We start from the raw sequence: 13,370 nt of genomic DNA on the forward strand, positions 1-13,370 counted from the left end.
ATTATTGGCTATTGGAAAACCGTGGCTCTGCTTGGCGGCGGCGGGCCTGCTTTTCTCTGTCCCGCTGATCGTGACGAACACCTATATCCTGGGAATTCTGATCGTCGTTGGCCTATATGCCATCATCTCTGAGGGCCTCGGCCTGCTTATGGGCTTCGCCGGCCAGGTATCCTTCGGCCAAGCCGCGTTTTACGGACTGGGTGCCTATACGGCGGCGGTCCTTGCCACCCGTTACCACTGTCCTCCCTTCCTCTGTGTTTTGATGGCCCCGCTGTTGCCCACCCTCGTGGCGGTGGTAATCGGCCGTCCCATCCTTAGACTGCGGGAGCATTACCTGGCCCTGGCCACGCTTGGTTTCGGGATTTTGACTTTTTCACTCTTCAATGAGTTGACGGGTTATACCGGAGGACCTTCAGGTTTAACCGGCATCCCTTATCTCGGCATCGGTCCACTTGTAGCGGACAATGACCGGGAGTACTACTACATCGTTTGGTGCGTGCTCGCGCTGACGTTGACGGCGACGGCGAACCTTACCAGGTCACCGACAGGACGGGCTTTCAGGGCGATACACGCCAGCGAGCAAGCCGCGGAAGCGATTGGTATCAACACCGCTCTGCTGAAGCTTCAGGCCTTCGGAATGAGTGCTTTTCTTGCCGGACTTGCGGGAGGGCTGTACAGCTTTTGGGTGACCTTTGTAAGCCCTGCGCCTTTCGGATTTACAGCGTCGATGGAGTTTGCTTTGATGGCTGTGCTGGGAGGGTTGGGTACCATTTGGGGACCGGTCTTGGGGGCGGCGATTATTGTCGGGCTGACGGAGTTCCTTCGCTTCGCCGTACCCCTCATATTGCCCGCAGCCGGCGGTGAATTCGAAATAGTGTTCTTCGGAGTGATCTTCGTCTTAATAATGCTCTTACGCCCGCAAGGTATTCTTTTGCCGCGGATGGGCCGTGCCGAAAACTTTCGAGCGTCGAAGCCGCAGAGGGGTGCGAAATGCTCGCTGTAACAAGGTTGACCAAGAGATTTGGTGGGCTTTTGGCGGTAAATGACGTCAGTTTTGAAGTGAGAAGTGGCGAAGTCCTCGCGTTGATCGGGCCGAACGGCGCGGGAAAAACGACAACCTTCAACCTGATCACCGGAGTTGTACAGCCCGATGAAGGTGATATAGTTTTTCAGAATCGCCGCTTGAACGGGCTGAAGCCCTTCCGTATAGCGGAGTTGGGGATAACCCGCACCTTCCAAAACCTGGAGTTGTTCACGACGTTGACAGTCGTTGAGAACGTAATGGTCGGCTCCTATCGTATGCGACAGGCCGGTTTCCTGCGCAGTGTTTTCCGCCGCCCCGGAGTGATGGCGGAAGACCGTTCGCTGTATGAAACGGCATCGGCCTTGCTTGATCGGCTGGGGCTGGCGGGGAAGGCCCATCTCCCGGCCGGAGAGCTTACTTTCGGACAGCAGCGGCTGCTGGAAATTGCACGCGCCCTGGCCTCATCCCCCAAAGTGTTGCTCTTGGACGAGCCCGCCGCAGGTCTCAACGAGGCTGAATCACGAGAGCTTTCCCGGTTCTTGCTTTCCCTGGCGGACTCGGGACTGGCCCTCGTCCTGGTGGAACACGACATGGAGACCGTAATGGAGACTGCGGATCGAGTGGTGGTTTTGAACTTCGGTGCGGTGATTGCTGTCGGGACTCCGGATGAGATACAGAGAAATCCGGAGGTCATAGCCGCCTATTTAGGAAAAGAGGAGGAAGAAGATTGCTGATTGTCAGGGATCTGTCGGTTTACCGGGGCCATATCCGCGCGGTTGACGGCGTTTCTTTCAGCGTTGACGCGGGTGAAATCCTGGTGGTCCTGGGAGCCAACGGCGCCGGTAAGAGCACCCTTCTCGGGGCCATCGCCGGGATCCATCCCCCGGCGAAGGGCGAGATCTTCTTACAAGAGCGGCCCTTGAAAGGCCTTCCCGCCGAGGCCGTCGTGAAGATGGGCGTCAGCCTGGTACCGGAGAACCGTCAGTTGTTTCCATCTCTCACTGTTCGGGAAAATATCCTTCTGGGCGCCTTCAGTCGTTACGCCCGCGACAAGCGTTTTCTCCACGAGGACCTTTCAAAGATACTTGCTCTTTTCCCCGGCCTTGAGGAGAAGCTCGACTCCCCGGCTCACACTCTCAGCGGGGGCCTGCAGCAAATGGTGGCTATCGGGCGCGGCTTGATGGCGCGCCCCAGGCTGCTGCTTATGGACGAACCGTCCATCGGACTTGCTCCGCTGGTGGTGCGAGAGATAATGCAAACGATCCGCCACTTGAAAGACCAGGGACACACCGTCATCCTGGTGGAGCAAAACGCGCGGGCGGCTCTGCGCATAGCGGATCGCGCCCTGATAATGGGGCAGGGACGCATCGTGCTTTCCGGGAGCCCCCGTGCACTCCTGCAAAGCACCGGCCTCCAAAGCGCCTATCTCGGCCGGTCGTCTGACATGCGATCCGCCTCATCTTCTTGAGGAGACTTGGGGACGGGCAACGGTCCTGGCTGTTCCTGCAGCCTTTTAGCAGAAAGGCGCGGGTTTGTTCCCGCGCCCTTACAGCAACCGGCTCGTCCGCCCTATTTGTCTTCCTGTTTCTGTTCCTGGGCCTTCTTAATGATCTCCTCGGCCAGGCGGCCCGGGACCTCTTCGTAAGAGGAAAACTTCATCTTGAACGTGGCCCGGCCCTGGGTAATCGCCCGCAGGTCGATGGCGTAGCGTGCCAGCTCGGCAAGCGGCACGAGGGCGCGGATGCGCGTCATCCTCCCAGCGGGTTCCATGCCCAGGACACGTCCGCGCTTCGTGTTCAGGTCGCTGATGATATCACCCATGAAGGCCTCGGGCACCAGGACCTCAACCTCCATAATCGGCTCCAGGAGGACCGGCTTGGCCTGCTGCATGCCCTTTTTAAAGGCCAGGGAAGCGGCGATCTTGAAGGCCATTTCCGAGGAGTCCACCGGGTGGTAAGAGCCGTCGTAAAGGACGGCCTTGATCCCGGTCACCGGATAGCCTGCCAGCACCCCCTCGTTCAAGGCGTCCCGGAGGCCCTTTTCCACGGCCGGGATGTACTGGTTGGGCACCGACCCGCCGAAGATTTCTTCGGCAAAGTGGAATTCCTCTCCGGGCAGGGGCTCGAAGCGGATCCAGACATGCCCGTACTGCCCGCGCCCACCCGACTGTTTCTTGTGCTTGCCTTCGACCTGAACCGTAGCACGGATGGTTTCGCGATAGGGGATCCGCTGGGGCAGCAGGACGACGTCCAGGCCGTACTTGCGTTTGAAGCGATCGACGATAATGTCGAGCTGTGTTTCGCCCATCCCGGTGAGCAGGGTCTGCTTGGTTTCGGTGTTCTTGGTTACACGGATGGTCGGCTCCTCTTCCTGTAAACGGGCCAGGGCGGTCGACAGCTTATCGTCGTCGCCCTGGGTCTTCGGGGCGATAGCAAGAGTGAGGGTCGGCTCAGGGAACTCGATGCCCGGGAGCGTCACCGGATTCTCCTTGCTGCAAAGGGTATCGCCCGTGGTTGTTTCGGCCAGCTTGACGAGGACGGCTATGTCCCCGGCGGGCACCCTATCGGTCGCCACCTGGTTCTTGCCCCGTGCAAAGAAAACCTGCCCGATCTTTTCCGTCTTCTCTTTGTTGGCGTTAAATACCGTACTGTCGCTCTTCAGTTCGCCGTCAAAGACACGGATAAAGTTCATGCGGCCGACGAAGGGGTCGGCCATGGTCTTGAAGACGAGAGCGGCCAGAGGGGCATTGACGTCTCCTTCGGGTGCCGGGAAGTAATCAGCCAGGCTCTCCAGGAGCAGGTCCACACCGACAATCTTGGTCGCCGAGCCACAGAAGACCGGAACGAACTTTCCGGCGGCGAACCCTTCGCGCAGGCCGCTCAGGACCTCTTCAGGAGACAGGGGCTCTCCGTCCAGGTACTTCGTCAGTAGATCATCGTTCGCCTCAGCGGCGGCCTCGGACAGCTTTTCGCGATACTCTTCAAGACGCGCGGCCACCTCGTCCGGGATGGGAACCTCTTTCGCCTTCCCGTCGCTATACGTAAGCGCACGGCCCCGCACGACATCCACCACGCCCTGGAAAGTCTCGGCCATCCCAATGGGCAGCGCAAAAGGCACGAAGTTCGAGCCGAACTGATCCTTTAATTGATCCAGAACCTTATAGAAACTGGCATTTTCACGATCACTCTTATTAATGAAGACCATCCGCGGCAGCTCCCGTTCGCCGGCGAACTCCCAGGCGGCTTCGGTCAAGACCTGAACGCCGTCCACGGCGCTGACGACCACCAGCGCCCCGTCGGCCACGCGGAGGGCAGCCTTTACTTCGCCGACGAAGTCGGGAAATCCCGGTGTGTCCAGCAGGTTTACTTTGATCCCACGAAGTTCGGCGGGCACGATACTGGTATGGATGGTCATCCCGCGCTTGGCTTCCTCAGGGTGGTAGTCCGCGGTGGTGGTCCCATCCTCGACGCGCCCCAAGCGCGACAGCACGCCGGTGGAGTAAAGCATGGCCTCGACGAGTGAGGTCTTGCCCGCCCCGCCATGGGCCACCACGGCTACATTACGGATGTTCTTCGCCTCATAGTTCTTCAAGAAGACAGCCCCTTTCGCTTCAATATGATTCCCTTGGAATTTATTTCTATACTTTCCCCCAACGCGCCGACATTAACACTTCGACAGGAACAAGGAAAACCCTGCGCAGGACCGGCATTCCACGAAAAACTGCGGGGATCGTTCCTCATAGGCTTGGCCCCTCCCTCATAACTATTACCGCTTGGCTTTGTCACACAGCAGACGGGAGATGCGGGAGGGTCGACATGGCCGCACCTTCATTGGCCTACGGCACGTTTGTCCTTTCCCTGGCCAGCTTGTACAACCGCGTCCTGGGCTTTGCCTACCAGGTTGTCCTGGTCCGGTTGGTCCATGCCGAGGGGATCGGCCTGTACAACATGGTTTACCCGATTTACGTCATGGTCCTGGTTCTGGCTTCGGCCGGCATACCGGTGGCGATTGCCAAGCTTGTGGCCGAGGAATTGGCGCGGCATAACCCCGCCGCGGCCTACCGCATTTTTCGGAGATCCTGCGTTTACATATTATTCTTTGCCCTTTTTTGCACCCTCGGGCTCTCGGCGGCCACACCCTGGATCCTCCGACACGTTTTTGTCAACCCGGACGTTCAGCCGGCCTTCACGGCGCTTATTCCGGGGGTTTTGATTGTTTCTGTCTGTTCGGCCTTCAGGGGCTTTTTCCAGGGCCTGCAGCAGATGTGGCCGACGGCGTTTACGCAGGCCGTCGAGCAGACGGTACGCGTTACAGTGGGTCTGGGGCTGGCCTGGTTTTTGCTGCCGCGGGGAGTGGCCTGCGCCACGGCCGGGGTCTCGGCGGGGGTAGTGGTAGGTGAGCTGGTGGGTCTTATATCTATGCTTGGCATTTATTTGCGTCGCCGTCCCCGTTTCGTTCTGCCGATGAAAGCGGAGGGTGGTTTTGTCGCGGACACCCGGCGCATCTTTAGCCTTGCCGTTCCGGTGACCCTTACCCGGTTCACCTCGACGGCCCTCATGTCCCTGGACGCCATACTTATCCCGCAGCGGCTGGCCGCGGCCGGGCTTACCCTGAGCCAGGCGACGGCGACGTATGGGAAACTCGTGGGAATGGCCGAGACCCTACTCTACACTCCGGGTATCCTCACTGTATCCCTGGCCACTGCGCTTGTTCCGGCCGTGGCCGACGCCGCCGCCCAAGGAAACCGGTACCTCCTCACCAAGCGGATCGGCGCCGCTGTACGGGTCGCGATCCTGATCGGCTTGCCGGCGGGGGTGGTCTTCCTGCTCCTTCCATCCCGGCTTTGTGCTTTGCTCTTCGGTTATCCCGACGCCGGGGCGATCCTGACCACCCTGGCTGCAGGCGGGCCATTTCTTTACCTGGTCCAGGCCACGACCGGCATCCTGCAGGGCCTGGGACGGGCCGCGGAGCCGCTGAAAAACATGCTCTGGGCATCGATCTTCAAGGTTGCCGGCATCTTTTACGCGACGGCGGTATGGGGGATCCAGGGCACGGGTCTGGTGCTGACGGGCTACCTTATCATTATGGCCGTCCTGAACCTGCGCGACGTGACCCGCCTGACCGGCTGCCGGTTGGACTGGTCCCGTTTGTTGACGCGGCCGTTGGCGGCCTCGTTTGTCCTGGCCCTTGTGGTGTCGGGGCTCACAAGACTTGGCGGGACAGGTGCGACCGGCACCCTTACCGCCCTTGCCGGGGGGCTGGCGGCTTACCTTGGGGTGCTGATCCTGGTGGGCGGGCTGACGCCGGCTGAACTGGACCGCCTTCGCGTGCTCATAGGGCAGGTAATGCGGGCCCTGCGCCGGTAAAAGCTCAATGTCCGTTGCGGCCGATGGGCCAGCGCGAAAGGATTTTCATTGTGGCGCGATCCGTTAAGTCCACCTTGAGCGGTGTAATGGAGATGTACCCCTCGCGGACGGCGGCAATGTCGCTGTCCGGGTCGACGTCGCCGACCACCTCGGGCTGGCCGGCCATCCAGAAATAATCCCGGCCGCGCGGATCAACCCTGTGGTCAATAGCGTTAACGTAACGCAGGGCGCCGAGAACGGTCAAGCGGTGGCCCCGCGGTGTTCCGCCGGGGACGTTGATATTCAGGAGGGTGCCCCGGGGCAGGCCCCTTTGCAGTATAAGGGGGACGAGGTCCCGTACGAAGACGGCCGCAGCGGCATAGTCGGGGTCGCGCCGGGTAGCCAGGGAGACGGCAAGGGACGGCACGCCGTTAAGCAGGCCCTCCACGGCCGAGGCCACCGTACCGGAATAGAGCACATCGGTGCCCAGGTTCGGGCCCAGGTTAATCCCCGCGACCACGAGGTCCGGCGGCGCCGGAACCAGCGACTCCAGGGCCAGCTTGACACAGTCCGCCGGCGTACCGTCGACCACCCAGCCGCGGCAGTGCGGGTCCTGAAACTTGGTTTCGCGGACGCGCAGGGGGCGGTGCATAGTGATGGCATGGCTGACGGCACTGCGCTCCCGGTCAGGCGCGATAACGTAGACGGCTTCGGCCAGATCGGCGAGGGCACGGCGGAGCACCGCGAGACCCTCGGCGAAGATACCGTCGTCATTGGTTAAGAGGATCCGCAACCGGTCAAACCTCCCGTAAGGACTATCTAAAAAGGTTTACGTTTCATAAACCGTGATCGCCATCCGCCCATCCTTAGCTTTTGTCAATCCGAAGATCAGACCCCGGTTCTTCAGGTTCTTATTCAGGAAATCAACGACCTGGTACATTTCATCGTAGGGTGCGAAGGACCGGGTGGCGATCAGTTCGAGTTTTCCGGCTTTTTCCTCCATGGCCCGGCTCTCCCCTTTCGGCGTTTTACCTGCCCCTCCCTTCCCCTAGCGGCCCTTGATCAGGGCGAAGGCTTCCATCCGTGTCTTGGCGTTGGTCTCAAAGATACCCCGAACCGCCGAGGTGATGGTTTTGGCGCCGGGTTTATTAACCCCGCGCATCGTCATGCACATGTGTTCCGCTTCAATCACCACCAGGACGCCATAAGGTTCCAGCTTACGCATAATGGCGTCGGCAACCTGGCTTGTCAGCCGCTCCTGGAGTTGCGGCCGGCGCGCGTACCCCTCGACGACGCGGGCCAGCTTGGAAAGGCCGGTGATCAGCCCCCGGCGGGGGATATAAGCCACGTGTGCGGCGCCGTAAAACGGAAGCAGGTGGTGTTCGCAAAAGGAATAAAGGGGGATGTCCTTGACCAGGACCAGTTCCTCGTGATCCTCGGTGAAGAGCCTCTCAAGGTGGTCGTCCGGGTTTTCCTTAAGGCCGGCGAAGACCTCCTGGTACATACGCGCCATACGGCGCGGAGTGTCGCGCAGCCCCTCGCGTGCAGGGTCCTCCCCGATGGCCTCAAGGATCAAGGTTACGGCACGTTCAATCTTCGAAAGGTCCAAAGAAATCCTCCTTCAATGTTCAGCGCGCCCCAAGCATGATATGCGTCTGCGGGATCACCCGCACCACCGGTAGGAAGGCCAGTGCCGTCTCCTGCAAGGCGAGGAGACGGGCCGGATTGACCTGCGGCGTGCCGTTGCCGGGCGCCGTTACCGGCTGCAGGACGAGCGGCGTGCCCGGTGCCTCGCGGGCTATGACCCCCGCTGCTGCAGCCAGTTCCTTGGCGGACGTGTCATGGCTCACGACCGCCTTCACGAACAGGCCCGGCCCCCGCGCACGGCGCAGAAACGCGGCGTGCTCCGCCTCGTAAAGCTGTTGCCCGGTCGCACTCGGAAGCTTGTAATCCATAGCGATGATATCACAAAAAGCCGCCGTCCGCTTCAGGGCGCCGGGCAGGGTGCCGTTGGTTTCAAGGTAGATCCGCCAGCCCCGGCGTCGCAGGCGCGGCAGCATTTCGGCCAGAAACGCCTCATGGAGCAGGGGTTCCCCGCCGGTAATGCTCACGGCATGATAAAGGTTAAGCGGCAGGGGGTGCAGGCATTCCAGGACATCATCCACGGCCGCGGGGTTTGGCAGGGCGGAAAAATCGCCTCGGCCCGGGGTCCGCTCCAGGCGCCAGGCGTCCGGCACCGCCTGCGGGGTGTCGCAGTATGCGCAGCGCAGGTTGCATCCCGCCAGGCGAATGAAAAGGTGCCGGCAGCCAACGTAGAGGCCCTCCCCCTGGATCGAAGTGAAGACCTCGACCAGCGGCGCCCTCACCCTAGCCAACCCCCCGGACCTTGCAGCGCGCCAGGTGCACGCCGGCCATTTCTTCGGCGTAGTTACGCGCAATGCGGGCGGCCAGTTCCTGGATCTCCACATCCGCCCAGCCCAGTTGCGTCAGGCCGACAGCGGGCACGGGGACGCCTTCGGTGCGGACGTTTAAGCCGGTGTGAATGAGGGTACTCATCGGGCTGATAGTGGCGATAGAGACCGAAAGCTTGAGGCCGCCGACGAACAGATCGTCTCCGCGGCGGTTAATCGGACCGCCTCTTTCGGCAAGGATCTCCCGGATCAGGGCGATTAACAGCCTCTGTCGCAAGATGCCGCGCTGGAGGTCGGTGTCAAAGTGCTCCACGATGAAATGCAGCATATCCGGGCTGAAAATTGGGGCCTCATCGAGAACATCCTGGAGGTCGACCATGTGTTTCAACTCCACCCGGCAGGGTCCCCGGAAGGTCACAATACTGTCCCCCTGAAGGCGAAAACGGCGGAAGGCCCAGTGCGGCCTCAGCTGTGTGCCGTCATATGTCAGACTGTCCGGGACCAAATGGACGTGCATACCTTTCCCCCTTTCTACCCTCCTTTGTTGCGCCCGCGGGAGGCCACGGCACGGGCCAGACGCCGGCAACTCTCGCAGGATCCGCAGGGTTTCTCGCCGCCGCGGTAGCAACTCCAGATCAACTCCCACGGGACACCGAGGGTGTCGCCGAGGCTGACAATTTCATCCTTGGATAAGCGCTGTGTAAAACTGACCACCTGCACGCCGCAAAGGGTGGAACGCCTCAGGGCGTCGTTTACGGCGGCCACGAACTCCTCCGAGTTGTCGGGGAAGGTCGCCGCTTCCTCCCGGTTAAAGCCGCATACGATCCGCGTGCACCCCATGGCTTCGGCAAAGAAGGCCGCAACGTTGACCAGTAGACCGTTGCGGTTCGGCACCCATACGCGCCGCGCCGAGGCGGCGGCCTGGGCGGGATCGTCCAAGGCGGCCGGGTCAGGCTCGGGGACCGTTCCGCAGCCGAGGAGCGCGCCTCCACCTGGCCCGCGCATAAAGGGCAGGTCCACCGTCTGGTGCGGTACCCCGTAATGTGCGGCCAGCGCCCTGGCGGCGCTGATCTCGCGTTCCGCGGCCATCTGGCCGTAGTGAGCCGTAATGGCCATGCGGAAGCGAAAATTGCGCACCCCGAAGGCCAGGTTGACGGCCGAGTCCAGTCCACCCGAAAGCAGGATTACGGCGTCCACGGGTTATCCCTCCCCCGAGTAGATGACGGAGGCCGTCGGCGACTCCCAAACCCGTACAGCGCGCATCTTGAGGCGAGGATTGACGGCCGCCAGGCGCACGGCCACGGTGGCGAAAATGTGGCGGGCGATGTTCTCCGCGGTGGGTATGCGCAGCGGGTCCGGACCCATAAAGGGCGGCAGTTCGTTCAACAGACGGTGGTCCAGCTCCCCCACCGCCTCATATACTGCGGCCTTAAGATTCCAAAAATCCACCACCATGCCCGTCGCCGGATCAAGCTGTCCGGCCACTGAGACTTCAACCTTCCAGGTGTGCCCGTGCAACCGCCGGCACTCGGCCGGATGACCCGGGATCTGGTGGGCTGCCGCAAAGCGGGTGGCGACAGTAAGTTCATACATTGCCAAACCCCTCCTTCGGCCGGTTCCCTTCTATTATGCGCGAAGATCCGGGTCCTGACCAGGACCAAATAAAAAAGGCCGCCTGTAGCGGCGGCGGCACGGGTGGTGCGAAGGGCAAAGCGGCTTATCCAGTCAGTCCCAAGGCACGGTTATACGCCTCGGTGGCCTCCCGGTCGCGTCCGAGAGCGGCGAGCAGGTCGCCGCGAAGTCCCCAGACGAACTGGTTGGCGGGCTCCTCGGCCAGGAGCCGGTCATAAACGGCCATGGCCTCGGGCGCCCGGTTCAGGTGTACCAGGCAGGCCCCGCGGTTCGCTCTGAAAATGCGGTTTTGGGGATCAAGCTCAATGGCCCGTTCGTAATGGGCGAGGGCGTCCTCGTAGCGCCCGGCTCTTTCCAGGCACAGGGCGAAGTTGTTATACAGGGTGGCGTCACGGGCATGGAACCGCAGGGCGGTTTCGTAGGCGGCGATGGCTTCCTCCAGGCGGTTAAGGCGTTCATAGCACGCGGCCAGGTTGTTTAGCACGGTCAGGTCGTCCGGGACCAGCCGGTGGGCCAGTTTATAACAAAGGATGGCTTCCCGGGGACGGCCCAGGTGGTAGAGGACGTAACCTTTGTTGTTTAGGATGTCGACCGAATCAAGTCCTGCACGCTGCGCCCTGTCATAGTGCTTGAGCGCCTCCGCGAAACGCCCCAGCTTGCTGAGGGCCAGGCCCGTGTTAAAAGAAACCTCCGGGCCGGCTCCGCCCGCATTCCGCGCCTCCTCGAAGTGACTTAGCGCCTCCCGCGGCCGCCCCAGGGCCAGGAGGGCGACACCCTTGTTATTCAGGACCGAAACGCCGGCCCCGCGACCGGCCAGGGTTAGCCTGTCGTAACAGGTGAGCGCCTTCTCCGGTTCCCCGGCGTTAAGGTACCAGTTCCCCAGGGCCATAAGGACGGCGCTACGGTCCCCGAGGATCCCGCCCTGGTCGCCGGCGCAGGACTCCTCGAGCCACGCGATAAAGTTGTCGGGCTCCACGGCGCAGTTTGCCAGGTGGTAGTGCCAGGCGGCGCGGTCCAGTTGGCCCCTGCGCAGGTAAAGCCGGCCGGCCTCCAGGTGTAGCTCGGGGTGCCCGGTTTGCGACTGCAGGCTCCTTTCAAGAAAACTCAGGGCCTTGCTTTCGGCGCCGGCGGACTTGAGGAGTCGGTGGGCGAAATACCAGAAACGGCTGCGGTCGGCCAGGCGTTTGAACCCGCTCAGGGGGTTTTTGACAAAGATCCAATACACTGCGCATCTCCCCTCCTTACCCAGAAGGGGTTTCGGCACAGCGTATACCTTTTCCTGCCATGAATACCATAATTCGTACTACAATCCCCGAGCCAAAGCGCGGCTCTTCGACATCGCAGGGGGATCAGTCGGGCCAGGAACGCATTATATTAACGCCGGAGCTTGTCCCCAACCTGTCGGCACCCGCCTCGAGCATCGCCAGGGCCGTCGCCAGATCGCGGATTCCTCCGGCGGCCTTAAGGCCGAAATGAGGGCCCAGAGCGTCCCGCAGAAGGCGGACGTCATCGATGTTGGTGCCTGCCGGCCCGAAGCCGGTGGCGGTTTTGACGGCGTCGGCGCCGGCCCCCGTGGCCACCCAGCAGCCGAGCATCTTTTCGTTACGTGTCAGGTAGGCGGTTTCAATAATCAGCTTGACGTAGATGTCACGGCGCACATCCCTGGCGCCTTCGATCACCCTGTCGGCCTCGGACATCAGGAAGGGCCCGTCGCCCTCCTTGAGGGCGCCGATGTTCAGAACGACGTCCATCTCGTCGGTTCCGTTCAAGGCCGCCTGGCGTGCCTCCGCGACCTTGGCCTCGATGGTATTGTTGCCATGGGGGAAACCGATGACCGTGCAGACCTTGACGCCGCTTCCCTGGAGTGCACGGGCCGCCGCGGTCACAAAACATGGGGCCACACATACGGCACCGAACCCGTATTCCCGGGCTTCGGCACACAGTCGTTTGATGTCATCGGTAACGGCTTCTGGGCGAAGGTTTGTGTGATCGATCAGGCGGGCGAACTCGGAACGCGTGATACCAATCTCCTCCTTATCAGTGATGCCGATTACGTCTCTGTAGCCAGTTCCACAAGCTTCAGGCATAAGTCGGGAAAGCCGATTCCCGCGGCACGTGCCGCGTCGGGGTAAAGGCTGACCGCCGTCATGCCGGGAAGAGTGTTGACCTCCAGGATCATAGGGCCCGCCAGCCCGACAATGAAATCCACCCGCGCCAGGCCGCTACATCCCAGGAGCTTGAAAACCCTGCGGGCGAGCCCGCCGATCTCGTCCTGTACAGCCTGGGGCAGGTGCGGCGGAATGATGTGCGTACTCTGCCCCGGGGTGTACTTGGCGTGATAGTCATATACCCCGGTGGCGGAGACAATTTCAATGAGCGGCAGCACCACCGGATCCTGGTTGCCCAGCAGGCCGGCAGTGACTTCAATCCCCTGGACGAATTCCTCGGCCAGGGCCTCTCTGCCGTAGCGGAAGGCCAGTTCCAGGCCGGGCAATACGTCCTCTCGCCGGTGGGCAAAAGTAATGCCGATCGTGGAGCCCTGCATCGGCGGCTTGATGACCATTGGCAGTCCGACCTGATCCAGTACCTCGCCGGCCAGGTCTTCCAGCCCGCCCGTTCCGCCTGTCGGCGCCTGCACGGCGATAAAGCGCGGAGTGGGAAGGCCTTCAGAGAGGAGGAGACGCTTCGTGGTCGTCTTATGCATGGCGATGGCGCTGGCCAGGACTCCCGAACCTGTATAGGGAACCTGCAGCATTTCCAGGACCCCCTGGATCGTACCATCCTCACCGCCTTTGCCGTGGAGGGCAAGGAAGGCCACATCGATTCCGGCCTCCATAATCTGACGCGGGGGGTTCTCACCGATGTCTATGGCCACGACGTTGCAGCCCCGGTCCTGCAACGCGGCCATAACCGCCCTGCCGCTGGCCAGGGATACTTCCCTCTCCGCAGAAAGACCGC

At 61.7% G+C, this 13,370-nt stretch carries 15 protein-coding genes; 4 read left to right on the top strand and 11 right to left on the bottom strand.

Annotated elements, in window-relative coordinates; translation table 11 throughout:
- Positions 1-4 precede the first annotated feature (4 nt).
- Genes QMC81_02455 through QMC81_02465 form a run of 3 tightly spaced genes read left to right on the top strand, consistent with a single transcriptional unit; the run spans position 5 to position 2,492 of the window.
- On the top strand, positions 5-1,003 hold the full coding sequence (locus QMC81_02455; GenBank protein ID MDI6906337.1) for a branched-chain amino acid ABC transporter permease: 999 nt from the start codon (positions 5-7) through the stop codon (positions 1,001-1,003).
- Entirely contained in the window at positions 991-1,758 is a 768-nt protein-coding gene (locus tag QMC81_02460; GenBank protein MDI6906338.1) for an ABC transporter ATP-binding protein, read from the top strand. Before QMC81_02455 ends, QMC81_02460 begins: the two co-directional genes overlap by 13 nt.
- On the top strand, positions 1,752-2,492 hold the full coding sequence (locus tag QMC81_02465; protein MDI6906339.1) for an ABC transporter ATP-binding protein: 741 nt from the start codon (positions 1,752-1,754) through the stop codon (positions 2,490-2,492). Before QMC81_02460 ends, QMC81_02465 begins: the two co-directional genes overlap by 7 nt.
- Positions 2,493-2,593: 101 nt before the next feature.
- Here the strand turns inward: QMC81_02465 and fusA are convergent, their stop codons facing one another.
- The gene (gene fusA, locus QMC81_02470; protein MDI6906340.1) at positions 2,594-4,615 is read right to left on the bottom strand and encodes an elongation factor G; all 2,022 of its coding nucleotides are present in this window, start codon (positions 4,613-4,615) and stop codon (positions 2,594-2,596) included.
- A gap of 224 nt (positions 4,616-4,839) precedes the next feature.
- Here fusA and QMC81_02475 point away from each other — a divergent pair, with 224 nt between their 5' ends.
- Positions 4,840-6,390: a polysaccharide biosynthesis protein gene (locus QMC81_02475; protein ID MDI6906341.1), complete on the top strand. Its 1,551-nt coding sequence runs from the start codon at positions 4,840-4,842 to the stop codon at positions 6,388-6,390.
- 4 nt (positions 6,391-6,394) lie between these two features.
- On the opposite strand, the gene surE is transcribed toward QMC81_02475, so the two are convergent.
- The 10 genes from surE to QMC81_02525 all read right to left on the bottom strand — a co-directional run.
- Positions 6,395-7,162: a 5'/3'-nucleotidase SurE gene (gene surE, locus QMC81_02480; protein MDI6906342.1), complete on the bottom strand. Its 768-nt coding sequence runs from the start codon at positions 7,160-7,162 to the stop codon at positions 6,395-6,397.
- 36 nt (positions 7,163-7,198) lie between these two features.
- Positions 7,199-7,372: a YpmA family protein gene (locus QMC81_02485; protein MDI6906343.1), complete on the bottom strand. Its 174-nt coding sequence runs from the start codon at positions 7,370-7,372 to the stop codon at positions 7,199-7,201.
- Positions 7,373-7,417: 45 nt separating this feature from the next.
- Complete coding sequence (gene folE / locus QMC81_02490) at positions 7,418-7,978, bottom strand: GTP cyclohydrolase I FolE (GenBank protein MDI6906344.1); 561 nt, start codon at positions 7,976-7,978, stop codon at positions 7,418-7,420.
- 19 nt (positions 7,979-7,997) lie between these two features.
- Complete coding sequence (locus tag QMC81_02495; protein ID MDI6906345.1) at positions 7,998-8,735, bottom strand: 7-carboxy-7-deazaguanine synthase QueE; 738 nt, start codon at positions 8,733-8,735, stop codon at positions 7,998-8,000.
- A gap of 1 nt (position 8,736) precedes the next feature.
- Entirely contained in the window at positions 8,737-9,297 is a 561-nt protein-coding gene (locus QMC81_02500; GenBank protein ID MDI6906346.1) for a DUF366 family protein, read from the bottom strand.
- 14 nt (positions 9,298-9,311) lie between these two features.
- Entirely contained in the window at positions 9,312-9,977 is a 666-nt protein-coding gene (gene queC, locus QMC81_02505; GenBank protein MDI6906347.1) for a 7-cyano-7-deazaguanine synthase QueC, read from the bottom strand.
- Between the two features lie 3 nt (positions 9,978-9,980).
- Positions 9,981-10,373, bottom strand: a complete 393-nt coding sequence (gene queD / locus QMC81_02510; GenBank protein ID MDI6906348.1) for a 6-carboxytetrahydropterin synthase QueD — start codon at positions 10,371-10,373, stop codon at positions 9,981-9,983.
- 124 nt (positions 10,374-10,497) lie between these two features.
- Complete coding sequence (locus tag QMC81_02515; protein MDI6906349.1) at positions 10,498-11,637, bottom strand: tetratricopeptide repeat protein; 1,140 nt, start codon at positions 11,635-11,637, stop codon at positions 10,498-10,500.
- 124 nt (positions 11,638-11,761) lie between these two features.
- Positions 11,762-12,499 carry a deoxyribose-phosphate aldolase gene (gene deoC / locus QMC81_02520; GenBank protein MDI6906350.1) on the bottom strand — a complete coding sequence of 246 codons (738 nt, stop codon included), beginning with the start codon at positions 12,497-12,499 and terminating at the stop codon, positions 11,762-11,764.
- The coding region (locus tag QMC81_02525) for a D-alanine--D-alanine ligase (protein MDI6906351.1) at positions 12,463-13,370 on the bottom strand (908 nt) is incomplete at its 5' end. The genes QMC81_02525 and deoC, both read right to left, overlap by 37 nt.

The sequence above is a fragment of the Thermoanaerobacterales bacterium genome (assembly GCA_030019475.1).
Taxonomy (GTDB): Bacteria; Bacillota; Desulfotomaculia; order Desulfotomaculales; family JASEER01; genus JASEER01.